Raw genomic sequence first — 26,985 nt, forward strand, 5'->3', positions numbered from 1 at the left:
CGGCGGTCGCCCTTCCGATGGACTGATCCGGTGAGCGAGAATGCCACGACCGCCGGCCCGATGGCGGCCGACACCCCTGCGCCAAGTCAACCGACCGACACATCAAGCGGCGCCGACGTCGCGACCTTCGGCATCATCCTGTCGCTCAGCTTCTGCCATCTGCTGAACGACATGATGCAGTCGATGGTCCCGGCGATCTATCCGATCCTGAAGGACAGCTACCACCTCGACTTCGCGCAGATCGGCCTGATCACGCTGACGTTCCAGGTGACGGCGTCGATGCTGCAGCCGCTGGTCGGGATGTACACCGACAAGCGGCCGATGCCGTATTCGCTGGCCATCGGGATGGGCTTCACGCTGGTCGGCCTGGTGTTGATGTCGATGGCGGCGAGCTACCCGGTGATCCTGACGGCCGCGGCGCTGATCGGCGTCGGCTCATCGGTGTTTCATCCCGAAGCGTCGCGGGTCGCGCGCATGGCGTCGGGCGGGCGCCACGGGTTCGCCCAGTCGCTGTTCCAGGTCGGCGGCAACACGGGATCGGCGATCGGGCCGCTGCTCGCCGCCTTCATCGTTGTGCCGCGCGGCCAGTCCAGCATCGTCTGGTTCTCGGCCGCCGCCTTGGTGGCGATGATCGTGCTGACCGCGGTCGGCAGTTGGTACACCCGCAACCGTCATCTGGCGAAACCGAAGCCGAAACCGCGGCTGGGTGCCAAGGGCGAACCGATCGTCCTGTCGCGCGGACAGGTGCTGTTCGCGATCGCCATCCTGGTGGCGCTGCTGTTCTCCAAGAACGTCTACAGCGCCAGTCTGAGCTCCTACTACACCTTCTACCTGATCGGTAAGTTCGGCCTGTCGGTGCAGAGCGCGCAGGTCGCCCTGTTCGCTTTCCTGGGCGCCCTGGTGGTCGGCACGTTGGCCGGCGGCTGGATCGGCGACCGCATCGGCCGGATCCCGGTGATCTGGTTCTCGATCCTGGGCGTGCTGCCGTTCACCCTGGCGTTGCCGCATGTCGGGCTGACCTGGACGCTCGTGCTGTCCGTGGTGATCGGACTGATCATGGCGTCGGCGTTCTCGGCGATCCTGGTCTACGCCCAGGATCTGATGCCGGGAAAGGTCGGGCTGGTCGCCGGGCTGTTCTTCGGGTTCTCGTTCGGCCTCGGCGGGATTGGTGCCGCCGCACTGGGCGAGATCGCCGACTGGACCAGCCTGGAGACGGTCTACCAGATCTGCGCATACCTGCCGGTGATGGGCCTGCTGACGGTGTTCCTTCCGCGAATCGAGCAGATCCGCCGCTGAACCGGCCCGATCAGTAAGGACGGTCGCCGAGGACGGTGCAGCGCCGCATCACCCGTCGCTCGGTCGCCGGATCGTATTCGGTCGCCCGGTGCAGCAGGCAGCGGTTGTCCCAGACGATGCACTGGCGCGGCGACCAGTGGTGGCGGTAGACCAGATGGTCCGGGGTTGCCATCGCGTTGACCTCCTCGATCAGCGCCCGACCTTCGGCATAGTCCATTCCCTCGATCCACTCGGCGTGATCACCCAGAAACAAGGACTTGCGGCCGGTCTCAGGATGGGTGCGCACCACCGGATGGGCGACCGGCGGGACCTTGGCCTTCTGCTCCTCCGTCATCGGGTCGTGGCCATGACGGCGGGTCCGGGAGAAGTCGAGGTTGTGGAACGCCTTGAGCCCGCTCAGGCGTTCCTTCCACTGCGGGCTCAACGCTTCGTAGGCACCGTACATGTCCGCGAAATGCGTCTCGCCGCCCTCGGACGGCACCATCTCGGAGTACATCATGGTGGCGTGTCCGGTGGTCGGGCGCCACGACCCATCGGTGTGCCAGTACAAGGTCCCCATGTCGGGGTGCTTGCCGTTCGGGTTGCCATCCGCGTCCAGATTGGCCAGCCGGTAGATCTCGGGATGGTCGGCGTAGCCGTGGTATTGGTTCATCACATGAACCTGCACCTCGCCGAAGCGGCGCGCGAACGCCACCTGGGTGGCCGGCGGCAGATCGACGTCGTGAAACAGGATCAGGCCACGCTCCAGGAACACGTCGTAGATCTTGGCGAACACCGCTTCGCCCACCGCCTCTTCCAGCGTGATCCCGACGATCTCGGCACCCAGCGCCGGATGCAGCGGCCGAACCTCGAACGGGCGGTCAGTGGCTGATGCAGGACGATGTTCAACGGCCGTATCCATGGGAGTCCTCCGGGGCGCTTTCTCGAAAGCCTACTCCCGATACGTCCGACCGCAAGGGGCACAACCTAGGCGACGTCGTAGACCATCCCCACCACGCCGTTCGGCCATGATTTATTCTCGCGCAGGACCAGGGGCAATTCGGGGCCATCACCGACGAACAAGGGAACACCCTCGCCGAGCAGCACCGGCATGACGAAGAGCTCGACCGTATCAATCGCCCCCATGGAGATGCACGCCGAAACGGTCTCGGCGCCGCCGACGATCCACACTTGCGCGCCCTCGTCCCGCAACTCGGCGACCAGCCCTGCAATGTCCGAGGTTCCCTCGACCCCCTCCGGCGCGTCCCCGATCGGCCGGGAGGTCAGCACGAACGCCCGCTTGCCGGCATAGGGCCACTGGCCGAAACCGAGAACCTGATCATAGGTCGCCCGGCCCATGACCAGGACGTCGACCTCGGTCATGAAGGTTGCGGTGCCGTAGTCGACATCGTCCCAGCGGTTCAGCCACTCCACACCGCCCTCGGCATCGGCGATCATGCCGTCCAGGCTGATCGCCATGTAAAGGCGAAAGCAGGCGTCGCTCACCGGGGTTCTCCTCGACCAGTCCATGACGGGGCGCGGATTGTGGTGTAGGGAGGACCTTGGTTCAAGCGACGGAGCACACGGGTGAGCGGCACCCTCGTCATCCAACCACTACCCGGCATCGGCGACATGGTTTGGCATCTGCCGCACCTCGAGGCGATCGCGCGGACCAGCCCCGACCAAACGATCACCGTGCTGACCAAACGGCGGTCGCGGGCCGACGAGTTGTTCGATGGTTCATCGTTCGTCCGGCGGGTGCTGTGGCTGGAACGTGCCCAGAGCGGCGAGCCTCCTCGCCGGCACGACGGCGCGTTTGGTGGCTGGCGACTGGCATCTGACCTTCGGACTCACGGCTTCGATACCGTCTGGATCCTCCACGACTCGGCTCGTTACGCCCTTGCGGCCCAACTTGCGGGTATTCCGAACCGCATCGGATACGGCACCGGCCGGCAACGTTGGCACCTGAGCGATCACCGGATCCTCGACCGAGGCGGCCGCCACCGCCCGACCGTCGAGAAGGCGACATCGCTGTTGACCCTGCACGACATCCAGATCGATCCGACACCGCACTACCTGCCGGCACCAACGGCGGTCGAGCGAGTTGCAGCCTCCTTTGGCACCCTGCCACGGCCCTGGATCGGCCTCGGCATCGGCTCCAGCGAGCCGTTCAAGCAATGGGGTGCCGACCGGTTCGCCGAACTCACCGTTCGGCTGCGACAGGCAACCGGCGCGACGGTGTTCGCGATCGGCGGTCCTTCCGAACGGGCCATGGTCGAGGCGATCCGGGCGGTCGACGGAGCGGAGATCGTCCCGGCACTCGGCCTGCCGCTCGGCGAGGCCGCCGCCTTGGCTGGCGCGTGTGACGCGGTGATTGGTAACGATACGGGCCTGCTCAATTTGGCCGCATCGACCGACGCCACAACGATAGGCCTGTTCGGTGGCTCTCTACCGCTGACGCAGTATTCCAACCTCACGGCGATCCAGCCGGCCGGCGGGACCGAGTATCGGGTCAATCGGATGGTAGAGATCGCCGTAGATCTCGTGTTTGAGATCACCATGCACACAATGATGATCAAGCGATCGGACAGTGATGATAGGATGACCGCCGATTGCTCGTAGACCGTGCATTTTAAAGGTTTCTGAAAGAGCCTGCTCTTGCCGACCCTGTCCGACACCAATCTGAAGCGCCTTCTGGCCTACTGGACCGCCAAACGCGGCAATCGACTGGCGCCGCACCGCAGCGACCTGGACCCCCTCGAGATCCCGAGCCTGCTGCCGATCATCAACCTGATTGATGTTCTGTACGAGCCTCTGCGCTTCCGTCACCGTCTCGTCGGAACGGCCGTCACGCATGCGCTGGGTCGCGACGCGACCGGACGGTTCGTCGAGGGAGACCTGTATGGTCCGGCAACACAGGAGGTGTTCGACACGCTGGTGCGCATCACCGTCGAGAAACGCCCGTTCCGCCGGCACTCCCGGCTGACCTGGAACGGCCAGAAGTGGTTGGTGATGGAGGCGATAGAACTGCCCCTGGTCGATGATGACGAACGGGTCAGCATGATCCTTCGCGGGTCGTCATTCTCCTACACGGACGACAGCCTTATCGGGCGACTGTATTACGAGCCGTTGGAATTGACGCCGCAACCCGAGGATACGACCGCGTAGCGCCTGCGCTCACCCGGTTCGTGCCAGCAACGCCCCCACCGCGTCGACCACACGCCCGACCGGCAATCCGGCCATCAGTGCCGCCGGTGCGTCGTTGACCTGACCAGATCGTGACAACAACGCAGCAGAGGTCTCGTCGGAACGCACCCAGGCGGCCCGTGGGCCACGCGGCGCATAGTGTCGCTCGTCGCTCGGCCCGAACAGGCCCAGAACCGGTGCGCCCGCCGATGCGGCCAGATGCATCAGCCCGCTGTCGTTCGCGACCACCAGACGGCACCGCTCCAGGCAGGCGGCTAGCGTCATCAACGGCTGGGTGCCGACCAGGTCAAGCCGTCGTGCTGCGGGCACCGCGTCCAGGACCGGTTGCGCCAGCGCCCGCTCGCCGGGTCCTCCGGCAACCAGGATCCGTGCACCGGGCAATGCGCCCTCGGGGCCGGTCAACATCTCGAACAACGCGACGAAGCGCTCCGCCGCCCAGGCCTTTGGCGGCCAGTTGGCGGTCGGCGCCAGAGCCAGGACCGGACTGCGTTCGTCTCCCAGGATCTCGTGCGCACGGCGCCTGTCGGGATCCCCGATCCACAACCTCGGCTCTGTCTCACCGTCAAGGCGCAGGCCGTCGCGAATCTGGTCGACCCGATGCCCTGCGCCCGACGGTGTCCGGAACACGCGACGTTCCCGACTGCGGACCGTCCAGGCAAACGCCGAACCGCGCAGATCGACCACCAGATCCCATCGAGTGCCGACCGTTTCGAGCCACAACCCGCGCCATTGCGCCTGCCAGGGCCCTTTGCGCATCGGAATGACACGCCTGACTTCCGGAACGGACTGAAACAGTTCGGCCGCAACCGGTCCGCAGGCCACGGTCACATGCGCGTCGGATGTGCGCCGCAGCAGCCAGTCAAGCGCACCGGACGACAGGATGGCGTCGCCGAGCCGGGTCGACGAGATGAACAGAATCCGCATGGTCCGCCTTATAGGGGCAACCCGCAGCCCATGCGAGCACCCTTGCCACGGCGTTCCCCGCGACATACCTGAACGGGAACCTTACGGGGAACGGGAATGGCCAAGGGCTGGTACTATTTTGTGCAATCGCGCGGGTTTCTGAGGATCGACGGCCCCGACCGGGTCGCGTTCCTGCAGGGGCTTGTGTCGAACGACGTGACGAAGGTCACGATGGACAGGGCCGGGTATGGCGCCTTCCTGACCGCGCAGGGCAAGTTCCTGTTCGATTTCTTCCTGGTCGCCGATGGCGACGCGCTCGTCCTTGATACCGAGGGCGACCGGGTTGACGACTTCTTCAAGCGCCTGCGGATGTACAAGCTGCGTTCCAAGATCGAACTCAGCCAGGGTGGATACCGCACCGCCGTCGTGCTCGGCGAGGAGGCGGTATCCACGCTTGGCCTGCCCGCCGAGAGGGGCACCGCCGTCCCGTTCGGCGGCGGGGTTGCCTATGTCGACCCGCGCCATGCCGAGATGGGCGCCCGGGTCTTGCTGCCGGCCAGCGCGGATGACGGCGTCCTGAACGTGGTCGGCTCGCCGGCCACCAATCTGGAGGCTTACGACCGCCAGCGGGTCGCCCTCGGCCTGGCCGACGGCAGCCGGGACATGGCGGTCGAGAAAACCGTGCTGCTGGAAGCCGGATTCGAGGAACTGGGCGGTGTCGACTTCGACAAGGGCTGCTATATGGGCCAGGAGTTGACCGCCCGCACCAAGTACCGCGGGCTCGTCAAGCGCCGGCTGATGCCGATCACCATCAATGGCCCCCTGCCGGCGCCCGGCACGTTGATCACCCTGGACGGCCGTGAGGCCGGCGAGGTCCGCACGGTGATCCCCGACGGCGACGTCAACGGCACCGGTCTGGCCATGATCCGGCTGAACCGGCTGGAGGAGGCGTTCCAGGCGGGCCTGCCGCTGATGGCCGGCGAGTCCACCGTGATCGCCAGCCGCCCGGCCTGGGCAAAGTTCTGACGCACAAAGAGTGGCGCTACTGGTTCGGCGCCGCTAGGATCGCCCTCCTACCGCACCGCAGCAATCGGACCTCATGAACGACAGCGCTTCGCCCGCCACCGACGACCGGATCGTCGAGGACACCGTCGGCTTCAACGCCGTGCTTGGATTCAAGCTCGTCGAATGGACGGCGCAGAGCGCCGTGATGGAACTGCCGATCCAGCCGATCCATCTGAACCGGTCCAACACGCTGCACGGCGGAATCCTGGCGACCCTGATCGATGCCGCGTGCGGCTACGCCGGCGTGTGGATGCCGGAAGGCGAGCCGATCCGAAAGACCGTGACCCTGACGCTGACCACCAACTTCGTCGGCCAGGTGCGCGAGGGCACGATCCGCGCGGTCGCCTTGAAGAAGGGCGGCGGCCGAAACATCTTCTTCGCCTCGTGCGAGGTGTTCGACGCTGACGGCAACCTGCTGGCGATGGGTGAAGGATCGTACCGGTATCGCCGCAGCGATCCCTATGGGACGCCCACGCGGTAGCGGCTCAACGGCGATCGTCGAACCCGTCCTCGGATGCGACGCTGTCGTCATATCCGTGACGGTGGCTGTAGAACACCAGCGCCATCAGGCCGCCGCCGAGCGCCACCGTAAACAGCACCCCGATTGCCATCGCCGCGTAACCGTGTCCCGAGATCTCAGCCCCGCCCGACCACGTGCTGACAACCAACGCCACGGCGACCGCCAAAACACCACCCAGCACTGCAAGCAGGAGCAGGACCGCTCCCAGGGATTTCGGAACCGCGCGACGCATGGCCGTTTCTCCTTAGCCTCCACCGGCATATAGTCGCCCAAGTCGGCGTTGCGAGGCGAGGAGGCGAACATGTCGCAGGCATTGTCCCAGGCCCAGGTCGATGCGTTCTGGCGCGATGGCGTGCTCACCGTGGAGAATGCCGTAACGCCCGCACAGCTGTCCCGTCTGAACGCCGCCCTCGCCGGCTGGGTGGAGGAGAGCCGGGCGCACACCGCGCCGTTCGGCCCGCCAACCGTCGACGACCGGCCGCGTTTCGACATGGGTGCCGAGCACAGCGCCGACCATCCAGCCCTGCGCCGCGTCAATAACCCCTCCGACATCTCGGACGACTATTTCGACGTGATGTCGAATGCACGCACGGTCGACATGATCGCCCAGTTGATCGGGCCGAACGTCAAGTTCCATCACTGTAAGATCAACGTGAAGCTGCCGGGGGCGCGGACCGAGGTCGCCTATCACCAGGACTTCGCCTACACCCCGCACACCAATGACGACGTGATCACCGCCCTGCTGATGCTCGACGACGTGACCCAGGATAACGGCTGCCTGATGGTGGTGCCCGGCACCCACAAGGGGCCGATCCACTCGCTGTTCCGCAACGGCGTGTTCACCGGACGCATGGCCGACGAGATCGAGGCCGACATGCTGGCGCGCCAGATCCCGGTGACCGGCAAGGCCGGATCGGTCTGCCTGATGCACACCAGGCTGGCCCATGGTTCGGCCGCCAACGCCTCGCAGCGACCGCGCGGCCTGTACATTTGCGTATACACCGCCGCGGATGCCGTCCCGATCGCCCGCAGCCCGATGCCGAATCCGAACGAGGGCCGGATCGTGCGCGGGGTGGCAAGCCCGACTGCGCGCATGATCCCGCTGGAGGTGGAGTTGCCGAAGCAACCGAAATCCGCCTCGTTCTTCACCGTGCAGGGTCAGGCATCGGCCGCCGCGGAGTAGCCCCATGACCTGGTCGATCGTCGCGCGTGATCCGGCGAGTGGCGCGTTCGGCGTTGCCATCTCGTCACGGGTGATTGCGGTCGGAGCGCTATGCCCTTGGGTCACTGCCGGAGTTGGTGCGCTGTCGAGCCAATCCTATACCTCGCCCGTAGCGGCCGAGCGCACCCTCACCGGGCTGGCGCGCGGGCTGGGTTTCGAAGCTGCCATCGCCAAGGCCCTTCAGGACGACCGGGGACGTGACTGGCGGCAGATCCACGGCGTTGACACCGAAGGTCGTGCGCATGCCTACACCGGCACGTCCTGTGTCGACTGGTGCGGCCATTGGACCGGCGACGCCGTGTCGGTAGCCGGCAACATGCTCGCCGGTCCGGCAGTCGTGGAGGCTACCGCGTCGGCATGGCTTGACGGCAATCATCGACCGTTCGCCGACCGCCTGTTGGCGGCACTGGAAGCGGGGCAGAAGGTCGGTGGCGACAAGCGCGGCCAGCAGTCGGCCGCGCTCCTGGTGGTCGGCGCGGAGGCGCACGCCGAGGTCGACCTGCGGGTCGACGAGCATGCTACGCCAACTGCCGAGTTGCGGCGGGTCTTCGACTTGTTCTGGGTCGAGCGCCGTCCCTACTACGCCACGCTTCCGACGCGCGACGATCCAAGCGGCATCTTCGAGCCTGAGGCACGGGAAGCGTTCGTCGCGGCGTTTAGGACCGCGGCAGCACGACGTGACGCATCGGCCTAGACATCGATCAAGCCGCCTCGCGGCCCGCCATCACCATGTGGCTCAGGGTGTCGGCGTCGAGGCCCGCGACCGGTCGGTCGATCACCTTGCGTCCCTGTTTCAGGATCGCCACACGGTGCGCCACGGCCACCACGTCGGCCATGTTGTGGCTGACCAGCACCACGGTCTTCCCGGTGGCGTTCAGGGCACGGATCAGGTCCAGCACCTGGGCGGTTTCCTTCACGCCCAGCGCCGCCGTCGGCTCGTCCATCACCACGATGTCGGCATTCCAGCGCAGGGCGCGGGCGATTGCCACCGACTGACGCTGGCCGCCGGACAGGGTGGCGACCGCACGGGTGGTGTCGGTTATGCCGGAGCCGAGCTGGGCGAGGTAGCCGCGCGCCTGCTCGATCATCGCCGGCTTGTCCAGCACCCGCAGCGGGCCGACACCGCGGGTCAACTCCGCCCCCATGAAGACGTTCTGGTAGATCGCCAGGCGCGGCGCCAAGGCCAGATCCTGGTAGATCGTCGCCAGCCCGCGGCGCAGCGCGTCGTGCGGCGAGGCGAAACGCACCGCTTCACCGCGCAGCCGCATTTCGCCGCCTGAGGCGGTCTCGGCGCCGGAGACAATCTTGATCAGGGTCGACTTGCCGGCCCCGTTGTCGCCGCAGATTGCCAGCACCTCACCGGGATGGACATCAAGGTCCACGCCGGCAAGCGCCTGCACCGCGCCGTAGCGCTTGGCGAGGCCGCGCACCGACAGCACGGCCGCAACCTCGCCCCGCATCGTCACTTCAGGAAGCTCTTCACGTTGTTGGCGTCGACCAGCACCGCGTCCATGAACAGGTACGGTCCGGCCACCACCGACGCCTTCGGCTTGCCGGAGACCGCGATCACCTGCATCGCGTCAACGGCGGCGTTGCCCAGCTCCTCGAACGGAATCGAGACGGTCGCCGACAGCAGGCTCGCCGGGTCGGCGATCCGGCGATAGGCCTCGGGCCCGCCGTCGATCGACACCAGGGTCAGGTCGCCCTTCTTCATTCCCTGGGCCTGCAACAGGTCGTCGATGATGAAGGCCTGGCCGTCGAACGACGCCCAGATTCCCTTGATCTTGCCCTGATTTTGCAGCAGCAGCGCCTGCATGCCGTTGCGCACGTCGTCGCGCCAGCTCTTGGTGCGCGCCATGGTGTGGGTGCCGGCGATAGTGACGGCGGTGTTCTCCGACAGCACCACGTCCAGCACCTTGCCGCGGATCCGGGTCCCGACATTGCCCTCGAAGCGCTGGGTCAGGATCGCACCCTCGTAGGACAACTGGCCGAGCAGGTAGAGGGCCGCCTCGGCGCCGACCTTGTATTCGTTGACCTGGATGTCGAACAGGGTGTGCGGGCTGGTGCCGCTCATCACCGTGATCACCGGAATGCCCTTGGCCTTGGCGGCGGCAAGCTGGGCATCGGCCTCGACCGGCTTGCCCATGGCGACCACGATGCCGTCGACGCCCTTCTGCACCAGGGTCTCAAGTTGCTCGAGGTGGGTCGGCATGGTGCCGGACGAGTTCAGCACCGTGACCGACCAGCCGCGTGCCTTGGCCGCCGCCTCCACCGCGTTGGCGACCCGGGCGTGGGTCTCCGCCGACATCTGGAACGCCACCACCCCGAGATCGAACGCCAGTGCCGAAGTGGCAGTCGCCACCGACAACGCCGCGCCGGCAAGCAATCCGGCCAGATACTTCTTCATTCCACCCTCCCGTGAAGGCGCATCACCGGACGCGCCGAGACAATCCCATTGCCACAGTCAAACCCCGAACGCGGCTTTCTTCAATGTGCTGGCCGACAATGCCACCGATCCGATGATGATCAGGCCGAGCACGATGTCCTGCACATAGTAGTCGGCTCCCATCAGGATCAGCCCGTTTGACAGAACCCCGATCACCACGCCGCCGACCAGGGTCCCGAGCACGTTCGGCCGACCGGGCTCGAACATGGTCATGCCGAGCAGCACCGCGGCGATCGCGGTCAGCAGGTAGTCGCCGGCCATGGTCGGTGCCGCCGAGGACAGGTTGGCGGTCAGCAACACCGCCGTCACCCCGGCCAGCGCACCTGACAGGGTCAGCCCCAGCCCCTTCATCAGCCGAACGCTGATGCCGGCAAGGCGCGCCGAGTCCTCTGCCTCTCCCGTACAGATCATGTGAATGCCGAGACGGGTGTTCTTCAGCACGAACAGCGCGACCAGCGCCACGCCGGCCATCCACAGCACCAGCACCGGGATGCCGGCGACATGGGCGCGGCCCAGTGCCACGAAGCTCGGGTCCCAACGGCCGACAAAGGCGACGCCCGCCGTCAGGAAGAACGCAAACCCGTTGGCGATCGAAGCGGTGGCCAGGGTGGCGATCAGCGACGGCACCTTGATCCGCGTGACCAGCAACCCGTTCAGCGCGCCGCCGGCGATGCCGATCGCCAGCCCCGCGAGAATCGCGATCGGGATCGGATAGCCGGAGTGAATCAACCCACCGGTCGCCACCGCCGCCAGGCTGGCCAGGTTGGCGAACGACAGGTCCAACTCGCCGGTGGTCAGCGCGAAGGTAAACCCGATGCCGAGGATGGCGAGGAAACTGACCTGCTTGAGGATGTTCAGCAGGTTGATCGGGTTGGCGAAGTTCGGCGCGAAGGCCACGAAGAACAGGAAGACCGCGACGCCCGCCAGCGCGGTACCGTACGTCTGAACGAAGCCCCGCATCCCCTGCCCCAGAACCCTTGCACGCCAACCGGCCCTTCGTAGCGCCACGCGCCTCGGGACGACAGAGTATTGTTGTCCAAGCCCCATCACCCAGAGGTGCCCGGCGCTCCGTGCCGCCGGCCCACCGATGCGGTCGCCGCCTGGATCTCCGCCCAAAGCACCGCCCGTTCGGCATGCGCCTCAGCCCGAACCGGATCCGGCTCGAACCGCCGGCCCACCCGGACCATCGCTGCCTGGGCCGCCGCCAGATCCGGATACCGTCCGAGACCGGTCCAGGCGACCGCCGCCGCGCCGACCAGACCGGCTTCCGGCTGATCGCAGAGCTCCACCGGCCGGTTCAGGACGTCCGCCTTGATGCGTGCCCAGAGTTCACTGCGCGCGCCGCCGCCGGCCATCCGCACCACCTCGGCGCGGCACCCGGCCGCCGCCTCGGCACGGCCCAGCACTTCCCGGTTCAGGAGCGCGATGCCCTCCAGCACCGCCCATAGCAGATCGGCCGGGCCGTGCGCCGCCGACAGGCCGATGAAGGCGCCGCGCAGGTCCGGGTCCCAGTACGGTACCCGCTCACCCTCCAGGAACGGCAGGAACAGCGGCGGAGCAGCGCAGCGCGGTGCCGTTTCCAGCGACGCGACGGCGGCGGCCGGATCCTCGTCACCGCGTCCGAGCATGCGCAGGGCGTGGCGCAGGGTGGCGCCGCCGGTCTGGCTCGGCCCGCCGACCTGCCAGCACCCACCGCCCCAATCGACGGTCATCAGGCCCGGTGCGGCGACCAGGCGATCAGTGATCAGGCCGAGCACCTCCGACGTGCCGGAGATGTTGTAGGCCCGACCCGCCACCACGGCGCCGATACCGACCACCCCGGCCCAGGTATCGTGCGACCCGCAGAACACCGGGACCCCGGCCAGCCGGTCGAACGGCGCCGGCAACCCAGGCAGAACGCGGCCAACCTCAGCGGTCGGTTCGATAGTCTCGGGCAGCATCGATGCGTCAAGGCCGAGCACGCCGAGCAGCGATCGGCCGGCAAGCCGCTCGGCGGCGGACCGCAGGCGGACCGTCGAGATCGCGTCAGACCGGGCCACTCCGCTCAACTTGAACGCCAGCCAGTCCTTCGGCTCCAATACCACCTTTGTGGCAGCGTAGTTTTCGGGTTCGGCGTGCTTCAGCCACAACAGCCGGGCAGCGGGGTGATACGGGTTGAGGTTGGCAGCCTCGGGCAGGCCAGCGAGGTCAGAGCCCGCAACCGCCTGGCTCAGTTCCGATGCCGCCCGCGTGTCGCCAAACCCGATCGCCTGACGCAGGGATGTCCCATCGGCGCCGACGAACACCTGGGTACGGGTCATGCCGCAAATGCAGATGCCGCGAACGGCGGCGAAAGCTTCCGGTTCTGCGTCCGCCAGCCTCAACGCCGCGACGTTCAGGTCACGCCACCAAAGGGCCGGGTCCGCACTCCCCGACATCTCTCCGGCCGGTCGCTCCAGCGGCCATCGGGCAACGATACTCCCATGAGCGTCCACCAAGGCGGCCCGCAGGCCGGAACCGCCGAGATCGATGGCGAGAACCGTCGTCAACCGAGCCTCACGTCAGCGGCAGCACCCCGCACCACTTCTTGAAGGCCGGCCGGGCCATCAGGCGGCCGTACCACGCCTCCAGATGCGGCATCGCCGGGCGGTCCTCGATCAGGTTCAGCCAGCGGTGCAGTTGCGGGCCGAGCGGGATGTCGGCCATGGTCAGCCGGTCGCCCATGATGAAGTCGCGGCCCTCGAGGCGCTGGTCCAGGATGCTCCAGACCGCGATGCCATCCTTGCGAGCGGCCTCGATGACGTCGAGCTTGCGATCGGCCACCGGGGTGCGCACCAGCCCCCAGAAGATCGGCGTCATGATCGGCAGGGTGGTGGTCTGCTGCCAGTCCATCCACCGATCGGCATCGGCATATTCCCGCGGATCGGCCGGCGCCAGAGTGCCCTTGCCGTGCTTGGTGGCGAGGTAGCGCACGATGGCGTTGGATTCCCACAGCACGAAGCCGTCGTCGACGATGGTCGGAACCCGGCTGTTCGGGTTCATCGACAGGTACTCGGGGTCCTTGGTGCGGCCGAACGATCCGCCGACCTCCTCGTGCTCGAACGGGACGCCCATCTCCTCGCAGGCCCATAGCGGCTTCATCACGTTGGCCGAACTGGCACGGCCCCAGATCTTCAGCATGGCATTTGTCCTTCGGGTCAGGCGGTAAGGGTGCGGTGGTTGGCGTCCCAGGCCTCCGGGTCGGCCAGGAAGGCGCGGACCTCGTTCAACTGGGCCTCGGTGTAGCCGCGCGCCGGGGCAGCGGCCAGCACGTCCCACCACGTGCACAGCCCGTGCAGATCGACGCCGCGCTCCTTCAGGCCGGTCACGCTCTGCGGGAACACCCCGTAGTGGAACACCACGAAGCAGTGGGCGCACTCCATCCCGGCCTCGCGGATACCGTCGACGAAGGACAGCTTGCTGCCGCCGTCGGTCGCCAGATCCTCGACCAGCAGGACCCGCGCGCCGTCCTTCACCTGCCCCTCGATCCGGGCGTTGCGGCCGAAACCCTTCGGCTTCTTGCGGATATAGGCCATCGGCAGGCCCAGCAATTCGGCCATCCAGGCGGCGAACGGGATGCCCGCGGTCTCGCCGCCCGCCACGATGTCGAAGGCCTCGACCCCGGCACGCGCCGCCAGCAGATCGACGCCGAGTTCCATCAGCCGGCGCCGGGCACGCGGGAACGCAATGATCTTGCGGCAATCGACATAGACCGGCGACAGGCGTCCGGAGGTAAAGGTGAACGGCTCCTCCGGGCGGATGTGCACCGCCTGGATCTCCAGCAGGATATCGGCGGCGATGGCCGCCGGGGTCTTGTACCAATCGGGCGTCAATTGGGCCGGCGTAAGCGCTCCGGTCATGTCGTCTCCCTCGGAAATACGGCTTCGACGTCATACGCCCGGCAGCATCGGGCGGCAACAATCGGCGACCGGTGGTAGAATGCGAACTCAAGCCGGAGGGGGCCGATGGTCGATCGGATGGCGGCCTGCGCCTGCGGACGGCTTCGGATCGTCTGCCGCGGAGAGCCGGAGAAAGGGTCGCTCTGCCACTGCCTGGACTGCTAGCGCCGGACCGGCGCCGCATTTGGTATCGCCGCCTTCTTTGGCCGCGACTCGGTGAACCCGGAGGGCCGGACCCGCTCGTTCAAGCGTTCATCGGACAGCGGCCATCCAATCACCTTCCATTTCTGCCCGGACTGCGGTTCGACCGTGTTCTGGGAGCCGGAGCGCAAGCCCGGCTCAGTTGCCGTCGCCGTCGGATGCTTCGCCGACCCGTCGTTTCCGGCGCCCACCCAGGCGGTCTGGAAAGAACGGCGTCATCCCTGGGTGCCGGCGCTGGACTGACCGCCCCGCTAGGAGCCGTCGAACGTCCAGGCCGAGCGGTCCGGCAGCAGCCCGATCAACGCCAACCCCTTGGCGACCGACTGGAACTCGTCGCCGGCCTGGATGCGCTCGGCGCCGAACCGCGCCTCGAACATCCGCCGCACCGCCGGCACCAGCGAGCTGCCGCCGGTCATGAACACCACGTCGATGTCACCGCCGCCGGCGCGCCTGGTGTCCTCCAGCACCGCATCGAGGTGCCGATCGAGATCGGCCAGATCCTCGGCGATCCAGTCGTCGAAATCGGCGCGCGCGATCTCGCAGGCTAGATCGACGCCGAGATCGTCCAGCGACAGGGTGGCCACCGGCTCACCCGATAGATGGGCCTTGGCCGCCGAAACCCGGTGGTTCAGGTGGAAGCCGAGGTTGCCGTCGACCAGTTGGAGCAGTCGATCGAGTCGTTCCGGCTCGTCCGCCATGCGCGCCAGATGGCGCAGGTCGCGCAGCACCTCGGGCGTGCGCAGAAACGAAAACTCATGCCAGTTGGCGATCCGGTTGAAATAGGCGGCCGGGATGTCGAACCGTTTGCCGAACGAGCGATAGCCGGTGCCCTTGCCGACCAACGGGGCGACCGCGTTCTGCACGATGCGGAAATCGAAGCGGTCGCCGCCGATGCCGACGCCCCGGTGGGCCAGCGGCGTCACCCCGGGCGGACCGTCGCCGATTTCGTAGCGGATGACCGAATAGTCGGTGGTGCCGCCGCCCAGATCGGCCACCAGCACCGTCGTATCCTGCTTCAGTCGGGTGGCGAAGTAGTAGGACGCCGCCACCGGTTCGTAGACGAATCCCGGACGTCCCAGCCGGGCGTCGCCATAGGCTGCGATGAGCCGTTCCATCGCCAGCGCATCGTCCGGATCGCTGCCCCAGAACGTCACCGGCCGGCCCGCGACACATCCGGCGGACGGGGCGCCGTCGGCCTCCCCGGCGCGCTCGATCAACTCGGCCAGGAACACCGATACGATGTCCTCCAGCCGGTAGGATCGGCCGTAGATCCGGGTTTCCTGAAACAACCGGCTGCCCAGATAGGATTTCGGCGACTGGATGAACCGGCACTCCGCCGGTCCCGCCAGATAGCGCCGGATCGCCCAGGGACCGATCTCGACCTCGATCGGCGGCGAGCCGGCATCCTCGCCTTGAGCGAAGGTCAGGACCGTGCGGCAGCCGGCGCTGCCGTCCGCATCCGCGCGGAAGCTGGCGGTGGTCACCGTCCCGTCGGCGCTCGCCAGGGCCAGCACGGTGTTCGTGGTCCCGAAATCGATGCCGATCGAGGCGACCATGGTCGTTCTCCCAATGCGCGTGGCACGGAGGGGCGGAAACGGGACTTGGAAAGGGCGCGGTGAGTAGCCGACACGGCTCCGACGGTCAACCGGAAGTGCGCGCGGGGTTCACATTTTTGCTCTTGGCATCCCATAGGGGTGGCGTGCCATCGTCTCGCAGGTCGTTTCGAGCGACGCTCCCTCTTCGCCGACGTCGCCCGGGTGTTGCGAGGAGCCTTCCGAACGTCAGGGCAGAGAAGCCGTCATGCGTCACGCTGTTCCACTTCCCGTGGTGTTCGCCCTCTGCGGCCTTCTCGCCGCCTGCGGGACGCCGGAGTACCAGCAGACCCGGCAGGTATGCTTTCAGGAATGGGCGGCCAGGATCCCGCCTGCCTACCAGCAGGTGTTCGTGAACAAGGAACGGGCGGTGGAGGTGCCGGACGGCACCTCGACATGCACGAAATCCGGCAACACCACCAAGTGCAAGCAGGGCATGCGCACGGAATGGGTTCCGTACACCGCCGTCGAGACCATCGACGCCAACGAGCCCGAGCGAAACCGCCGCATCCTGCAGTGCACGCAGTCCCAGTGCATCCGGGACTACGGCAATCCCGACTGCAAGACCTGATGGGCATTCAGCTCAAGGAGCGGCGGATCTGGTAGCCGGTCTTGTTCTGCTGAAACCCGGTGCCCGCGTAGAACCGGTGGACTGCCGGGTCCTTTGACCCGGTCATCAGCATGATCTTGTAGCAGCCGGCTGCCCAGGCGGCATCGAGCGCCGCGTGCAGAACGGCACGGCCATAGCCGCGCCGGCGATGGTCGGCATGGGTGACGACGTCCTCGATGAGCGCGTAGGGCACACCGGACCGCATCAGGTGCGGAATCACCACGAGCGTGCAACTGGCAACCAATGAGCCCGACGGGGCCGCTCCGACGAAGACGGTCAGACCTGGATGAGCCAGCGTCGCGCGCCAGATCGCCTCGGGATCCGCCGGCCGAGGGTTCGGAGGATGGAGGTGGTCGTAGAGCGCAAGCATCGCCTCAAGATCGGCGAACGCGGCGGCGCGGACGGTCAGATCCGTCATCGGCGGAATCCGGATCGAATCTCAGTCCGACAGCATGGTCATCGCCGCGCGCCGGTCGCCCGGCTTCAACTTCAGGAACAACGTCCGCGCGCGCTTGACGTCCTGATCGCTGCCGCTGTCGGCCGCCTTCTTCATGGCGACCGTCGTGGCGTTCTCGGGGCCGCAGATAAAACTCAGCGCTTTGGCCAGCCGTCCCATGGCGGCCGGATCGATCTTGGTCTCGTCCATCGAGGTTCCCTTGTTGGATTGCACGGGCAGTCAGACGCCCATCAATGCTTGTTCGAAGTGAGGGTTGCCGACCGCCATCGCCGTCGGCCAGTCGAGAACCAGTTGTCCGCGCGCCAGCACGACCACCCGGTCGGCAATCGACAACGCGCGCGGGGTATCCTGTTCGGCCAACAGCACGGCCGCACCCGAGGTGGCCAGACGACGGACCGTCGCGAACACCTGGTCGCGCGCCACCGGCGCCAAGCCGAGCGATGGCTCGTCCAGCAGCACCACCGATGGCTCGGCGATCACGGCTCGGGCAATGGCCAGCATCTGCTGCTGGCCGCCCGAGAGCCGCCACGCCGTCTCCTGCCGTTTGTCGGCAAGCGCCGGAAACAGCTCCAGGATAGCAGCGATCCGCTCCGCGCGCTCGCGCCGTCCGCCCGGCACCGCGATATCGAGCGTCTCGTCGACGGTCAGGCCCGGGAACAGGCGGCGACCCTCCGGACACCAGCCAACGCCCAATGCCGCACGGCGTTCCGACCCGACGTCGGAGATTTCCGTCTCCCCGATATAGATCCGGCCGCTGGACACCGGCGTGGCACCGGCAATCGCCCGCAGCAAAGTCGACTTGCCGGCCCCATTGGCACCCAGCAACGCGACCACCGAGCCGGGCTCGACCTTGACCGACACCGGGCCGAGAACCGTTGCGCCGGCCTGGCGGACATCAACCCCTTCGACCGTCAATCCGGCGCGGACCCCGTCATCAGTCATTCCGCCGCTCCGGATCCCAGGTATGCCGCGATCACCGCCGGATTCTGCCGCACCACTTCCGGCGGTCCCGCGGCAATCACCTTGCCGGCCTCCAGGCAGACGATCCGGTCAGCCAGCGGCAGCAGGAAATCCATGCCGTGATCGACCACCAGCACCGCCAGGCCGGCCGACGCAAGCTCGCGCAGCAGAGTCGAGAGCGCGATGCGTTCCTCCGCCGTCAGCCCGGCCGCCGGCTCATCCAGGATCAGCGCGCCCGGTTCGGCCGCCAAGGCGCGCGCCAGGTCGAGCCGACGCAGGTCGGCAGCGCCCAGCGCCGAGACAAGTGCGGTCGCCCGATCAGCCAACCCGACCCGACCGAGTGCCGCCATCGCAATCGCCCGATCCCCGGCGGCGACCTCCGCCGCCTCGATAACGAACAACCCGGTGGGGAACTCCGGATGCTGGAAGCTGCGCGCCAGGCCCAGTTCGCGACGGTGATGCGCCGGGCGCTCGACAAGCGGCACACCTCCCAGCCGGATCTGGCCAGCATCCGGCCGTTCCAGCCCGCTGATCAGGTTGAGTGTCGTGGTCTTGCCGGATCCGTTCGACCCGATCAGCCCGACCACGGTGCCGGCGGGCACCGAGAACGCCACGCCGTCAACTGCCGTCAATCCGCCGAAACGCTTGACCAGACCCTGGACCACCAGCGGTTTGCCTGGGCGTTTCATCGTCGATTGCCGCGGGGTTGGCACCATCGGCGCTCGACGCGGAAACCGGTCGCGCAGCCACCCGTCGAGTCCGCGCGGCATCAGGATGATCGCCGCCAGCAGCACCACGCCATAGGCGATGAGGTACGAGCCCTCCAGGAACCGGAACACTTCCGGCAGCGGAATCAGCAGGGCGGCACCGAGGACGGCGCCGGCCGGGCTGCCGCGCCCGCCGATCACGGCGATGGCCAGTATGGTGACCATGATCTCGAAACCAACGACCGCCGGTGAGACGACCCCGAGGCCATGCGCCTGCAATCCGCCGGCCAGCCCGCCGAGACCGCCGGCAACGGCAAACAGAGCCAGACGCGCCCGAGTGGCGCTCAACCCCAGCGCGGCTGCTGCATTTGGTGCGCTGTCCAGCGTTGCGAGTACGGCCGACCTGCCTCCTCGGGTCACCGCATGGGCGACCAACAGCGCCACCAGAACGCCGAACCAGACCGAGATCAGCGTCACCCAGCCGGTGGAAACCACCATGGCCCCGATCGCGATTGGTCCGACGCTGATCGGGCCGAATGCCACCGGGTCGGTCACGATCGGCGGAACGCCGTAGAGCCCGTTGGCACCGCCGGTGAACTCAAGGTTGGTTGCAGCCAGCAACGCCAACTGGGCGAGCCCCAGGGTGGCGAGTGCCACATAGTGCGATTCCAGGCGGGCGATCGGCAGTGCTATCACCGCCGCGGCCAATGCGGGCACGACAACGGCAGCAGCCAGCCCGAGCGGAACCGGCAAGCCGGTCGAGACCGTCAGGAGAGCGGACGCGTACGCCCCCAGCCCGAAGAACGCCCCCTGCGCCAGGGACAACAGGCCAAGCCGCCCGAACACCAGCTGATAGCCGATCGCCGCTATTGCGTAGATCCCGACCAGCGAAGCGATACGCAGCGCATACGCATCGCCGGCAACCACGACACCGCCAAGCCCCAGCACGGCAGCCGCCAGATAGATCCCGTCGCGACGATCGAACCGTGTCACGCCCGCCGCCCCTCGACCTCGCCGAACAACCCTTTCGGCCGGAACGCCAGGACCGCAAGAACGCCGACGTACAGCAGCGCCTCGGCAACCAGGTACGATGTCCAGGCAGCGACCAGTGTCTCGAACACCGCGATCGCGAACGCGCCGAGAGCGGCCCCCCAGATTCGGCCCCAACCGCCGATCACCGTCGCGATATAGGCCTTCAGCATCAGCATGGCGCCGTCGGTCGGCGTGACCAGATACTGGTTCGACAAGAGCAGACCGGCGGCTCCCGCCAGGGCGGCTGCCAACGCGAAGCTGACCGCGACGGTGACGTTCACCCGGATGCCGATCGCGCGCGCCATCTCGGCATCCTGGGCTGCCGCGCGCAGCCGGCGGCCGAAGCGGGTGCGCTGGAGCAGGACGTGGACGCCGACGATCAGCCCCAACGCGGTGGCGATGGTAGCCAGTTGCTGGCGCGCCAACCCGATGCCGGCGATCTGCCAGATGCCGGTATCGACCACCGGCGGACCGAGAAGCGGTTCCGGGCCGATGCCGGCGTTCACGCCATGCTGGATGATCAGGCCCAGCGCGATGGTCGCGATGAACACCGAGGTCGGCGGAGCGCGGCGCAGCGGAGCGTATGCAACGCCGGCAACGAACAGCCCTGCGACCGCCATGATTGCCAGAACTGCCGGCAGCGCCACCAGCCCCGGTACCGGCAGGTCGGCGGGCAACAGAGCCGCGACCCCGACGGCCACCATGCCGCCGAGCATCACGAGTTCACCATGGGCGAAGTTGACGGCGCCGACCGCGCCAATCACCAGAACGAATCCGAGAGCAACCAGCGCATATACAGCGCCGAGCGCAACAGCGTTCACCGCGAGCTGCGCAGCCGCCTCGATCACTTCACTCCGTCCACGGCGTCGTAGCGCTTCATGATTGCCGGCCCCCGCCCGCTGCCGTCGTAGCACACGATGACCGCGTCATGCGCCATGTTTCCGGTGCCGTCCGAAACATAGCTCATGGCGAGTCCGTCATGCCGATGATTTGCCAGCCAAGCCTTGACCGCCTCCGGCGTGCGGGCGCCATCGGCAACCGCCGCCAGCACCATGCGCATCCCGTCGTACTGGCCAAGTGCGAAGGCATCCGGCTCCGCTTTGAACCGCGTGCGATAGGCGTCCGCGAACGCCGCAACTTCGGGCCTTGGGTCCGACATCGGCGACGAGGCCGTCTCGGCGCACACACCCTTGAGCTGCGCCGGTTCGACCAGCGCTGCCGTGGTCGGCTGATGCATTGCCGAACCGGCGACGATCGGCAGGCCGAGCCCGATGCCATGCGCCTGGCGCACCGTCAGGGCGGTCGGCCCGGAATGGAGTTGCAGAAGCAGGGAATCCGCGCCCGCCGACCGCGCCCGTTCCAGCGCTGGTACCAGATCCTTGATCCCCGGATCGATCGCCTCCTCCAGGACCGGCTTCACCCCGAGTTCGCCCAGCGCGCGAACCAGATGCTGGTGCCCGCTCTGGCCGTACGAGGTGGTCTGGTACAGGATCGCCGGCTTGGTGAGCTTCAGTTCCTGCACGGCGTAGCGGGCCTGCGCAACCTTCACGACCGCATCGGTCGGGAAGAACCGGAACACCACGTCGTGGCCCAACTCGGTCAGCTTCGCAGTACCCGAAACCGTGATCAGCGGGACCCCGGCCCGGTCGGCGATCGGCGCCATTGCCAGCATCTGGGTCCCGAAGATCGGCGCAGCGATCGCCACCGGCTTCTCCCGGTCGAGCGCGCGCTGCAGGGCGGTGACCGCTACCTCCGGCGAGGTGGCCGTGTCCGCGACCTGATAGGCGACGGTCACGCCCGCCGGCGGATTGTCGAGCGCCAGCACGGCGCCGTTGCGCTGAGCCGTACCTTCAAGCGCCAGGAACCCGGTGATTGGTACCAGCACCGACACCGCCACCGGTTCGGCAGCGCTGGCCAGCATAGGAAGGGCGGCAGTCAACATCAGGATTGGTAACAGGCGGCGCATCCGTCTTGCTCCTCGGGTCTCCCGGCGGCGGGAGGACGAGGGCGGCGCGGCCTTGCGATGGGGATCGGTCAAGACCGTGACGACTCCCTCCGCCGGCGCAACCCGGTTCAGGTTCAATGGGTGTGATCTCAGCCCGCCGTACCGCGACGGGCACCCCAGCATCACGTACGGGCCGGAGCGTGCGGAATCGGCGTGACGGAGTCAACCGACAGTCGGCGCCTGGCGATCGGCCGGACGGAACCGGCGCAACCTCACGACGTTTTCACCGGGCCCGCTTCCGGTGGCCGGTGCCACTTCCGGCACGCTCAGACATGGAGGTACTGCCGTGAACGCAAGGACAGGTTTCCGGGGACCGGCATGAGTGGTGCCTTGGCGAAGCAGATGATCCCGGAGGCGATCCGCCGGCCGCTCGGGCAACTTCGGCGATACTCGGCCCATCCCGGCTTGGCCTGGGCGCAGCTTCGGCCGCTCGGCGAGATGATGGCCGCGCTGGCCCCACCAAAGCACCCGCCGATCCTGCTGGTGTCGATGCCGCGCGGCGGTTCGAGCTGGGCGGGACGGATTCTCGGATCGTCGGAGCAGTCTCTTTACCTCCATGAACCGGTGACCCAGTCCTACCTGCGCCTGCTTGGCGGCAAGGGCGTCTCGGAGTTCGAGTACGAGGTTTGCCGACGGCCGCGCGACTATCTGCGTGCCGCCGGTCACGCCTTGCGGGGCGTACCCAGGTTTGCCGAATCGGTTGTGCTGTTTCCCGAGCAATGGCGATCGGTCGACCGGCACGCCAAGCGGGTGGTCGTCAAGGAGGTCAACCCGCTGGCCCTGGACACCCTCATTGCCGAGTTCCAGCCGCGTGTCATCTACCTGTTGCGCCACCCCGCAGCTGTTGCCCGGAGCTACCATGCGCTGGGGTGGGCGGGCACTGATCAGTTCCGTAAGCGCTTTTCTCCCGGGACTCTCGCCGAACTGGAACCGGCGTTCCATCTTCCGCACGACGGCGACGTCTGGGAGCAGAGCGGCGCGCTTCAGGCACTCGTCCAGCATCGTGCAATGGCAGCGCTCGCCGCATGGCCGGACCACACGACCGTTCGATACGAGGACTTGTGCCTGGACCCGGTCGGAACCTTTGCCCGGTTGCTCAGCTTCTGCGAGCTGCCGCTGACCGAGGCGCTGAAGGAGGAGATCGAACGAACGAGCCGATCGGCGGCCGGCTACAAGCCGGGCGGCTCCGACACCGCCCGGGACTCCCGGGCGATGGCGGATCGCTGGAAGCACGAGCTCGATCCCGAAACCATCGCCAGCGTGCGCAGGGGCTATATCGCCAACCGGCCCCTGTTCTACGACTCCGCCGACGATTGGTGACCCAGCGTCGGGCCGGCCCGATTTCCCCGGCGCGGGCGACCGCGTCACGCTAAACTCCCGCCATGCTGCGAGAGGCCGTCGAATGGCTCGCGACACCGAGCCTGCCGTTCGCCCGACGTTCCGGGCACCTGTCAGAGTTCGTGGCAATCGCCGCGCGCCGACGACGCCACCTTGCTGCCTGGGCAGCCCATGAGGATCACAGCAAGGCGGCCGTGCTTCGGGCGGCAGATCGCACCGACACCAACGGCGCCGCCGTAATCCTCGGCGCCGGGCACCTGAATGACGTGCCCTTGGCCGCCCTGTCCGAACGATTCGAAGCGGTTCGCCTGGTCGACATTGCCTTTGCCCGGGCCACACATCGCGCCGCCCACGCCCTGGGCAACGTGACATGCGTCCGTCACGACGTCACCGAGTCGCTGCACGATCTGACCGACATCGCCGCACCCCGCTTCCTCATGGATGATGCCACAGTACGGTTCGTGGCTTCGGTCAACCTGCTCTCCCAGCTGTCGGTCGTGGCAACCCGACGAATGGACGATTCCCGAACCGATGCGGTTGGCCGTGCCCTTGTGGAGGCCCACCTGGCCTGGCTGCGGCGGCTGCCGTGCCCGACGGCGCTGGTCTTCGATCGCGCGATCGAGATCCTGGGGCCCACCGGAATCGTTATGAGCCGGCTCGATCCGCTGCACGGCGCAGAGCTTCCCGAGACCGGCGAAACGTGGATCTGGGACATCGCGCCGCGCGGTGAAATCGACGCCGATCATTCGGTCCGTCACATCGTTGCGGCGATCGACGATCTGGCATGCGCTTGACGCGGTTGACACGAAACCAGGATCATCGATCTAGAGGCGCGCGGATCGCCCTGTCCGCGCACCCGACGCGAAAGGCGTCCTGACGATGCTGCCTCATACACTTCTGGATCAGGAAGCCGCAACGCGCCAGAGGCATGCATTGCCCGGCGCCGTCGTCCGGCCAGGCCAGGTGACCGATATTCCGGCCCTGCTGGAGCTCGAGGAAACGTGCTTCAGCTCCGACCGCCTGTCGCGCCGCAGCTTTCATCACATGCTGACCAAGGCAAAGGCCTCGCTGTTCGTGGTGGAGGACCCCGAGGCCGCGACCGATGGTCCGCTTCTGGGATACGGTCTCGTACTGTTCCACCTCGGCACCGCACTGGCCCGGCTGTACTCCCTTGCGGTTCACCCGGAGGCGCGCGGCCGGGGTATCGGCGTGCAGTTGCTTGAGTATGCCGAGGAGGAGACGCGCCGACACGACTGCGTGGCCCTGCGCCTGGAAGTACGCGCCGACAACGCCGTTGCGATCGCGCTGTACGACAGCCGCAAATACCGGCGCCTGATGTCGCTGCCGCAATATTATGACGACGATGCCGATGGCTGGCGTTACGAGAAACGGATCCGGTTCAGCCCGTCGCCAACCGTACCGCAGGTGCCGTACTATCATCAGACTACGGATTTTACCTGCGGCCCCGCCAGCGTGATGATGGCCATGGCGGCCCTCGACCCATCGCGGCATATGGATCCCAATGACGAGATCCGGATCTGGCGCGAGGCCACCACCATCTTCATGACCTCGGGACATGGCGGCTGTGGTCCCTACGGGCTGGCCCTCGCCGCCCATCGCCGCGGCTTCCAGGTGCGCGTCGTGGTGACCGAAAGCGGCCCGCTGTTCCTCGACACCGTGCGCAGCGCCGAGAAGAAGCGCATCATGGAACGCGCCCACACCTCGATGGAAGAAGACTTCAAGGCAGCCAACCTGAACGTCGAGATCGGCCCGATCACGCCCACCAACCTCGGCACCGCACTGAACACCGGCTGGATTCCGATCCTCCTGGTCAGTTCGTACCGGTTCAATGCCGAGAAGGTTCCGCACTGGATCGTCGTCACGGGGGTCGACGATCGCTTTCTCCTGGTTCACGACCCCGATATGGACGACGATCTGATGAAGACCGACATGGACTGTGTCCACGTTCCGATCCCCCGCTCCGCTTTCGACAGCATGACCCGCTTCGGCCGGTCGCGCCTTCAGGCCGCGGTGTTCGTACGCCTGCGGGAGGCCGCCGAATGAGCACGCTGGTCGTTCTGGTGGACCGACCAGAGGATCTGCCGATCCCGCCCGAGGGACTGCAGGTCATGCGTACCCGCGACTACCTGACCAACCCGAACACCTTTGGCGACGCGACACCGCGCATCGTCAACCTGTCGCGCGACCTGGTCTATCTCGGTCAGGGATACTATGCGTCCCTGCTTGCCGAAGCCCGCGGTCACCGCGTCATTCCGTCGGCGGCTGCAATCCTGTCGCTGAAGGAGCGTGGCCGCTCCTGGACCGGGATGCGGGCGGTCGAGCGGGTGCTGTTGCGCTCGCTGGCGCGGATCAAGGAAGTTCCGGAAGCCTCGTTCTCCATCGATGCCTATTTCGGACGCACCGCCGACCCGCGCTACGAGCGGGTGGCCCGTGAGGCCTTCGACCGGTTCCGCGCTCCGATCCTGCGCATCCAGATCCGCCGCGATCCGGAATGGGGCTTCTACGTGAAGGCCATCCGCCCCCGCACGATCGATGAGTTGCATGCCGCGGAACAGCCGGTGTTCGCCGCCGCCCTGGAGGCCTATACCCGCCGCACCTGGCGGGCACCGAAGGGGCCAAAGCGGGTTCGCTACACGCTCGCCGTTCTGCATGATCCCAAGGAGGCGCTGCCCCCCTCGGACCCCAAGGCGCTCGCCACTCTGGAACGGGTCGGCGCCCAGATGGGTGTGTCGGTGGAATTGATCCAGCCGAAGGACTACTCGCGGCTCGCCGAGTTCGACGCGCTGTTCATCCGGATGACCACCGCCCTGGACAATCCCACCTACCGGTTCGCCCGCAAGGCCGAGGACGAGGGCATGCCAGTGCTGGACGACCCGACGTCGATCCTGCGCTGCACCAACAAGGTGTTCCTGGCCGAGACGCTGATCGCCCGCAAGATCCCGGCGCCAAAGACCCTGGTGCTGGATTCCCGCAGCCTGAAACGCGCCACCGATGAGTTGTCGTTCCCGATCGTGCTGAAGATCCCCGACGGTTCGTTCTCGCGGGGTGTGATGAAGGCCGACAACCTGGACACCCTGAAGCGGATGTCCAAGGAGCTGTTCAGCGACAGCGACCTGATCCTGGCCCAGGAATTCATGCCGACGGAGTTCGACTGGCGGGTCGGGGTGCTGGACGGCAAGCCGCTGTTCGTCTCGCAGTACACGATGGCTCCCAAGCACTGGCAGATCTACAACCACGGCGCGTCGGGCAACGCCAAGCATGGCGGGTTCCGCACACTGGCGGTCGAGGATACCCCGAAGCAGGTGCTCGACGTCGCCACCGCCGCCGCCCGACTGATGGGCCTCGGTCTGTACGGCGTCGACCTGAAGCAGAACGATCGCGGCGTCTTCGTGGTCGAGGTCAACGACAACCCGAACATCGACTCCGGGGTCGAAGACAAGGTGCTGAAGGACGGGCTGTACCGCACATTGCTGGAATCGTTCATCCGCCGGATTGACGCAGGCTGAC

At 67.1% G+C, this 26,985-nt stretch carries 29 protein-coding genes, 1 pseudogene and 1 riboswitch; of the genes and pseudogenes, 13 read left to right on the forward strand and 17 right to left on the reverse strand.

Annotation, left to right across the window (positions count from 1 at the left end; all coding sequences use genetic code 11):
- Nucleotides 1–30 precede the first annotated feature (30 nt).
- Nucleotides 31–1,296 (forward strand): MFS transporter, encoded by a 1,266-nt coding sequence (locus tag RIC54_RS22425; RefSeq protein ID WP_350096779.1) that lies wholly within the window; start codon nucleotides 31–33, stop codon nucleotides 1,294–1,296.
- 10 nt (nucleotides 1,297–1,306) lie between these two features.
- Here RIC54_RS22425 and RIC54_RS22430 read toward each other — a convergent pair whose 3' ends face one another.
- Together RIC54_RS22430 and RIC54_RS22435 are read right to left on the reverse strand one after the other, a co-directional pair.
- The gene (locus RIC54_RS22430) at nucleotides 1,307–2,197 is read right to left on the reverse strand and encodes a TauD/TfdA dioxygenase family protein (protein WP_350096781.1); all 891 of its coding nucleotides are present in this window, start codon (nucleotides 2,195–2,197) and stop codon (nucleotides 1,307–1,309) included.
- Between the two features lie 65 nt (nucleotides 2,198–2,262).
- Nucleotides 2,263–2,781, reverse strand: coding sequence for a dihydrofolate reductase family protein (locus RIC54_RS22435; RefSeq protein WP_350096783.1), 519 nt, complete (start codon nucleotides 2,779–2,781; stop codon nucleotides 2,263–2,265).
- A gap of 81 nt (nucleotides 2,782–2,862) precedes the next feature.
- Here RIC54_RS22435 and RIC54_RS22440 point away from each other — a divergent pair, with 81 nt between their 5' ends.
- Together RIC54_RS22440 and RIC54_RS22445 are read left to right on the forward strand one after the other, a co-directional pair.
- Complete coding sequence (locus RIC54_RS22440; RefSeq protein WP_350096785.1) at nucleotides 2,863–3,897, forward strand: glycosyltransferase family 9 protein; 1,035 nt, start codon at nucleotides 2,863–2,865, stop codon at nucleotides 3,895–3,897.
- Nucleotides 3,898–3,933: 36 nt separating this feature from the next.
- The gene (locus tag RIC54_RS22445; protein ID WP_350096787.1) at nucleotides 3,934–4,443 is read left to right on the forward strand and encodes a PAS domain-containing protein; all 510 of its coding nucleotides are present in this window, start codon (nucleotides 3,934–3,936) and stop codon (nucleotides 4,441–4,443) included.
- 9 nt (nucleotides 4,444–4,452) lie between these two features.
- Here the strand turns inward: RIC54_RS22445 and RIC54_RS22450 are convergent, their stop codons facing one another.
- On the reverse strand, nucleotides 4,453–5,406 hold the full coding sequence (locus tag RIC54_RS22450; protein WP_350096789.1) for a glycosyltransferase family 9 protein: 954 nt from the start codon (nucleotides 5,404–5,406) through the stop codon (nucleotides 4,453–4,455).
- Nucleotides 5,407–5,502: 96 nt separating this feature from the next.
- On the opposite strand from RIC54_RS22450, the gene ygfZ reads away from it, so the two are divergent.
- A complete protein-coding gene (gene ygfZ / locus RIC54_RS22455; protein ID WP_350096791.1) occupies nucleotides 5,503–6,411 on the forward strand; it encodes a CAF17-like 4Fe-4S cluster assembly/insertion protein YgfZ in 909 nt (302 codons plus the stop codon).
- Between the two features lie 73 nt (nucleotides 6,412–6,484).
- On the forward strand, nucleotides 6,485–6,931 hold the full coding sequence (locus RIC54_RS22460; RefSeq protein ID WP_350096793.1) for a PaaI family thioesterase: 447 nt from the start codon (nucleotides 6,485–6,487) through the stop codon (nucleotides 6,929–6,931).
- A 4-nt stretch (nucleotides 6,932–6,935) separates the two neighbouring features.
- Here RIC54_RS22460 and RIC54_RS22465 read toward each other — a convergent pair whose 3' ends face one another.
- Nucleotides 6,936–7,202 (reverse strand): hypothetical protein, encoded by a 267-nt coding sequence (locus tag RIC54_RS22465; RefSeq protein WP_350096795.1) that lies wholly within the window; start codon nucleotides 7,200–7,202, stop codon nucleotides 6,936–6,938.
- Nucleotides 7,203–7,271: 69 nt separating this feature from the next.
- Here RIC54_RS22465 and RIC54_RS22470 point away from each other — a divergent pair, with 69 nt between their 5' ends.
- Together RIC54_RS22470 and RIC54_RS22475 are read left to right on the forward strand one after the other, a co-directional pair.
- On the forward strand, nucleotides 7,272–8,153 hold the full coding sequence (locus RIC54_RS22470; RefSeq protein ID WP_350096797.1) for a phytanoyl-CoA dioxygenase family protein: 882 nt from the start codon (nucleotides 7,272–7,274) through the stop codon (nucleotides 8,151–8,153).
- A 4-nt stretch (nucleotides 8,154–8,157) separates the two neighbouring features.
- A complete protein-coding gene (locus RIC54_RS22475; RefSeq protein WP_350096799.1) occupies nucleotides 8,158–8,886 on the forward strand; it encodes a DUF1028 domain-containing protein in 729 nt (242 codons plus the stop codon).
- A gap of 7 nt (nucleotides 8,887–8,893) precedes the next feature.
- Here RIC54_RS22475 and RIC54_RS22480 read toward each other — a convergent pair whose 3' ends face one another.
- The 6 genes from RIC54_RS22480 to RIC54_RS22505 form a co-directional block, all read right to left on the reverse strand.
- Nucleotides 8,894–9,652, reverse strand: a complete 759-nt coding sequence (locus tag RIC54_RS22480) for an ATP-binding cassette domain-containing protein (RefSeq protein ID WP_350096801.1) — start codon at nucleotides 9,650–9,652, stop codon at nucleotides 8,894–8,896.
- A gap of 2 nt (nucleotides 9,653–9,654) precedes the next feature.
- Nucleotides 9,655–10,599 carry a sugar ABC transporter substrate-binding protein gene (locus RIC54_RS22485; protein WP_350096803.1) on the reverse strand — a complete coding sequence of 315 codons (945 nt, stop codon included), beginning with the start codon at nucleotides 10,597–10,599 and terminating at the stop codon, nucleotides 9,655–9,657.
- A gap of 57 nt (nucleotides 10,600–10,656) precedes the next feature.
- Nucleotides 10,657–11,598 carry an ABC transporter permease gene (locus RIC54_RS22490; protein ID WP_350151433.1) on the reverse strand — a complete coding sequence of 314 codons (942 nt, stop codon included), beginning with the start codon at nucleotides 11,596–11,598 and terminating at the stop codon, nucleotides 10,657–10,659.
- A gap of 86 nt (nucleotides 11,599–11,684) precedes the next feature.
- Nucleotides 11,685–13,166: a xylulokinase gene (locus RIC54_RS22495; RefSeq protein ID WP_350096807.1), complete on the reverse strand. Its 1,482-nt coding sequence runs from the start codon at nucleotides 13,164–13,166 to the stop codon at nucleotides 11,685–11,687.
- A 7-nt stretch (nucleotides 13,167–13,173) separates the two neighbouring features.
- Nucleotides 13,174–13,797: a glutathione S-transferase family protein gene (locus RIC54_RS22500; protein WP_350096809.1), complete on the reverse strand. Its 624-nt coding sequence runs from the start codon at nucleotides 13,795–13,797 to the stop codon at nucleotides 13,174–13,176.
- Nucleotides 13,798–13,814: 17 nt separating this feature from the next.
- Nucleotides 13,815–14,516, reverse strand: a complete 702-nt coding sequence (locus RIC54_RS22505; protein WP_350096811.1) for an orotate phosphoribosyltransferase — start codon at nucleotides 14,514–14,516, stop codon at nucleotides 13,815–13,817.
- Nucleotides 14,517–14,732: 216 nt separating this feature from the next.
- On the opposite strand from RIC54_RS22505, the pseudogene RIC54_RS22510 reads away from it, so the two are divergent.
- Nucleotides 14,733–14,999 (forward strand): annotated as a pseudogene (locus tag RIC54_RS22510) (GFA family protein); the annotation flags it as partial.
- Between the two features lie 8 nt (nucleotides 15,000–15,007).
- On the opposite strand, the gene RIC54_RS22515 reads toward RIC54_RS22510, so the two are convergent.
- Nucleotides 15,008–16,312 carry an Hsp70 family protein gene (locus RIC54_RS22515; protein WP_350096813.1) on the reverse strand — a complete coding sequence of 435 codons (1,305 nt, stop codon included), beginning with the start codon at nucleotides 16,310–16,312 and terminating at the stop codon, nucleotides 15,008–15,010.
- A 244-nt stretch (nucleotides 16,313–16,556) separates the two neighbouring features.
- On the opposite strand from RIC54_RS22515, the gene RIC54_RS22520 reads away from it, so the two are divergent.
- Nucleotides 16,557–16,919: a hypothetical protein gene (locus tag RIC54_RS22520; protein ID WP_350096815.1), complete on the forward strand. Its 363-nt coding sequence runs from the start codon at nucleotides 16,557–16,559 to the stop codon at nucleotides 16,917–16,919.
- Nucleotides 16,920–16,926: 7 nt separating this feature from the next.
- On the opposite strand, the gene RIC54_RS22525 is transcribed toward RIC54_RS22520, so the two are convergent.
- From RIC54_RS22525 to RIC54_RS22550, 6 genes are read right to left on the reverse strand one after another with little or no spacing between them, the layout of a single operon-like run.
- Complete coding sequence (locus tag RIC54_RS22525) at nucleotides 16,927–17,376, reverse strand: GNAT family N-acetyltransferase (RefSeq protein WP_350096817.1); 450 nt, start codon at nucleotides 17,374–17,376, stop codon at nucleotides 16,927–16,929.
- Nucleotides 17,377–17,397: 21 nt separating this feature from the next.
- Nucleotides 17,398–17,604: a hypothetical protein gene (locus RIC54_RS22530; protein WP_350096819.1), complete on the reverse strand. Its 207-nt coding sequence runs from the start codon at nucleotides 17,602–17,604 to the stop codon at nucleotides 17,398–17,400.
- Nucleotides 17,605–17,634: 30 nt separating this feature from the next.
- Nucleotides 17,635–18,357, reverse strand: coding sequence for an ABC transporter ATP-binding protein (locus RIC54_RS22535; protein WP_350096821.1), 723 nt, complete (start codon nucleotides 18,355–18,357; stop codon nucleotides 17,635–17,637).
- Nucleotides 18,354–20,075, reverse strand: coding sequence for a branched-chain amino acid ABC transporter ATP-binding protein/permease (locus RIC54_RS22540; protein ID WP_350096823.1), 1,722 nt, complete (start codon nucleotides 20,073–20,075; stop codon nucleotides 18,354–18,356). Before RIC54_RS22540 ends, RIC54_RS22535 begins: the two co-directional genes overlap by 4 nt.
- Complete coding sequence (locus RIC54_RS22545) at nucleotides 20,072–20,962, reverse strand: branched-chain amino acid ABC transporter permease (RefSeq protein WP_350096825.1); 891 nt, start codon at nucleotides 20,960–20,962, stop codon at nucleotides 20,072–20,074. The genes RIC54_RS22540 and RIC54_RS22545 overlap by 4 nt, the downstream gene beginning before the upstream one ends.
- Nucleotides 20,959–22,080 carry an ABC transporter substrate-binding protein gene (locus RIC54_RS22550; protein ID WP_350096827.1) on the reverse strand — a complete coding sequence of 374 codons (1,122 nt, stop codon included), beginning with the start codon at nucleotides 22,078–22,080 and terminating at the stop codon, nucleotides 20,959–20,961. The genes RIC54_RS22545 and RIC54_RS22550 overlap by 4 nt, the downstream gene beginning before the upstream one ends.
- A 66-nt stretch (nucleotides 22,081–22,146) precedes the next feature.
- Nucleotides 22,147–22,248, reverse strand: a riboswitch (TPP riboswitch).
- Nucleotides 22,249–22,437: 189 nt separating this feature from the next.
- Between RIC54_RS22550 and RIC54_RS22555 the strand changes: the two genes are divergently transcribed.
- The 4 genes from RIC54_RS22555 (at nucleotide 22,438) to RIC54_RS22570 (ending at nucleotide 26,984) form a co-directional block, all read left to right on the forward strand.
- Nucleotides 22,438–23,439, forward strand: coding sequence for a sulfotransferase family protein (locus RIC54_RS22555; protein ID WP_350096829.1), 1,002 nt, complete (start codon nucleotides 22,438–22,440; stop codon nucleotides 23,437–23,439).
- 62 nt (nucleotides 23,440–23,501) lie between these two features.
- Nucleotides 23,502–24,251, forward strand: coding sequence for a hypothetical protein (locus tag RIC54_RS22560; protein ID WP_350096831.1), 750 nt, complete (start codon nucleotides 23,502–23,504; stop codon nucleotides 24,249–24,251).
- A gap of 169 nt (nucleotides 24,252–24,420) precedes the next feature.
- Complete coding sequence (locus RIC54_RS22565; RefSeq protein WP_350096833.1) at nucleotides 24,421–25,521, forward strand: GNAT family N-acetyltransferase/peptidase C39 family protein; 1,101 nt, start codon at nucleotides 24,421–24,423, stop codon at nucleotides 25,519–25,521.
- Nucleotides 25,518–26,984, forward strand: coding sequence for a RimK family ATP-grasp domain-containing protein (locus tag RIC54_RS22570; protein ID WP_350096835.1), 1,467 nt, complete (start codon nucleotides 25,518–25,520; stop codon nucleotides 26,982–26,984). Before RIC54_RS22565 ends, RIC54_RS22570 begins: the two co-directional genes overlap by 4 nt.
- The last annotated feature ends 1 nt before the right edge of the window (nucleotide 26,985 follow it).

The sequence above is a fragment of the Thalassobaculum sp. genome, from assembly GCF_040219215.1.
Lineage (GTDB): Bacteria > Pseudomonadota > Alphaproteobacteria > Thalassobaculales > Thalassobaculaceae > Thalassobaculum_A.

Bases quoted from the DNA above. Each gene is read 5' to 3' on its own strand.
- RIC54_RS22430 (WP_350096781.1), bottom strand. From the start codon at position 2,197: ATGGATACGGCCGTTGAACATCGTCCTGCATCAGCCACTGACCGCCCG.
- RIC54_RS22450 (WP_350096789.1), bottom strand. From the start codon at position 5,406: ATGCGGATTCTGTTCATCTCGTCGACCCGGCTCGGCGACGCCATCCTG.
- ygfZ (WP_350096791.1), top strand. From the start codon at position 5,503: ATGGCCAAGGGCTGGTACTATTTTGTGCAATCGCGCGGGTTTCTGAGG.
- RIC54_RS22460 (WP_350096793.1), top strand. From the start codon at position 6,485: ATGAACGACAGCGCTTCGCCCGCCACCGACGACCGGATCGTCGAGGAC.
- RIC54_RS22465 (WP_350096795.1), bottom strand. From the start codon at position 7,202: ATGCGTCGCGCGGTTCCGAAATCCCTGGGAGCGGTCCTGCTCCTGCTT.
- RIC54_RS22470 (WP_350096797.1), top strand. From the start codon at position 7,272: ATGTCGCAGGCATTGTCCCAGGCCCAGGTCGATGCGTTCTGGCGCGAT.
- RIC54_RS22475 (WP_350096799.1), top strand. From the start codon at position 8,158: ATGACCTGGTCGATCGTCGCGCGTGATCCGGCGAGTGGCGCGTTCGGC.
- RIC54_RS22480 (WP_350096801.1), bottom strand. From the start codon at position 9,652: ATGCGGGGCGAGGTTGCGGCCGTGCTGTCGGTGCGCGGCCTCGCCAAG.
- RIC54_RS22485 (WP_350096803.1), bottom strand. From the start codon at position 10,599: ATGAAGAAGTATCTGGCCGGATTGCTTGCCGGCGCGGCGTTGTCGGTG.
- RIC54_RS22490 (WP_350151433.1), bottom strand. From the start codon at position 11,598: ATGCGGGGCTTCGTTCAGACGTACGGTACCGCGCTGGCGGGCGTCGCG.
- RIC54_RS22500 (WP_350096809.1), bottom strand. From the start codon at position 13,797: ATGCTGAAGATCTGGGGCCGTGCCAGTTCGGCCAACGTGATGAAGCCG.
- RIC54_RS22505 (WP_350096811.1), bottom strand. From the start codon at position 14,516: ATGACCGGAGCGCTTACGCCGGCCCAATTGACGCCCGATTGGTACAAG.
- RIC54_RS22515 (WP_350096813.1), bottom strand. From the start codon at position 16,312: ATGGTCGCCTCGATCGGCATCGATTTCGGGACCACGAACACCGTGCTG.
- RIC54_RS22520 (WP_350096815.1), top strand. From the start codon at position 16,557: ATGCGTCACGCTGTTCCACTTCCCGTGGTGTTCGCCCTCTGCGGCCTT.
- RIC54_RS22525 (WP_350096817.1), bottom strand. From the start codon at position 17,376: ATGACGGATCTGACCGTCCGCGCCGCCGCGTTCGCCGATCTTGAGGCG.
- RIC54_RS22530 (WP_350096819.1), bottom strand. From the start codon at position 17,604: ATGGACGAGACCAAGATCGATCCGGCCGCCATGGGACGGCTGGCCAAA.
- RIC54_RS22535 (WP_350096821.1), bottom strand. From the start codon at position 18,357: ATGACTGATGACGGGGTCCGCGCCGGATTGACGGTCGAAGGGGTTGAT.
- RIC54_RS22550 (WP_350096827.1), bottom strand. From the start codon at position 22,080: ATGCGCCGCCTGTTACCAATCCTGATGTTGACTGCCGCCCTTCCTATG.
- RIC54_RS22555 (WP_350096829.1), top strand. From the start codon at position 22,438: ATGAGTGGTGCCTTGGCGAAGCAGATGATCCCGGAGGCGATCCGCCGG.
- RIC54_RS22560 (WP_350096831.1), top strand. From the start codon at position 23,502: ATGCTGCGAGAGGCCGTCGAATGGCTCGCGACACCGAGCCTGCCGTTC.
- RIC54_RS22570 (WP_350096835.1), top strand. From the start codon at position 25,518: ATGAGCACGCTGGTCGTTCTGGTGGACCGACCAGAGGATCTGCCGATC.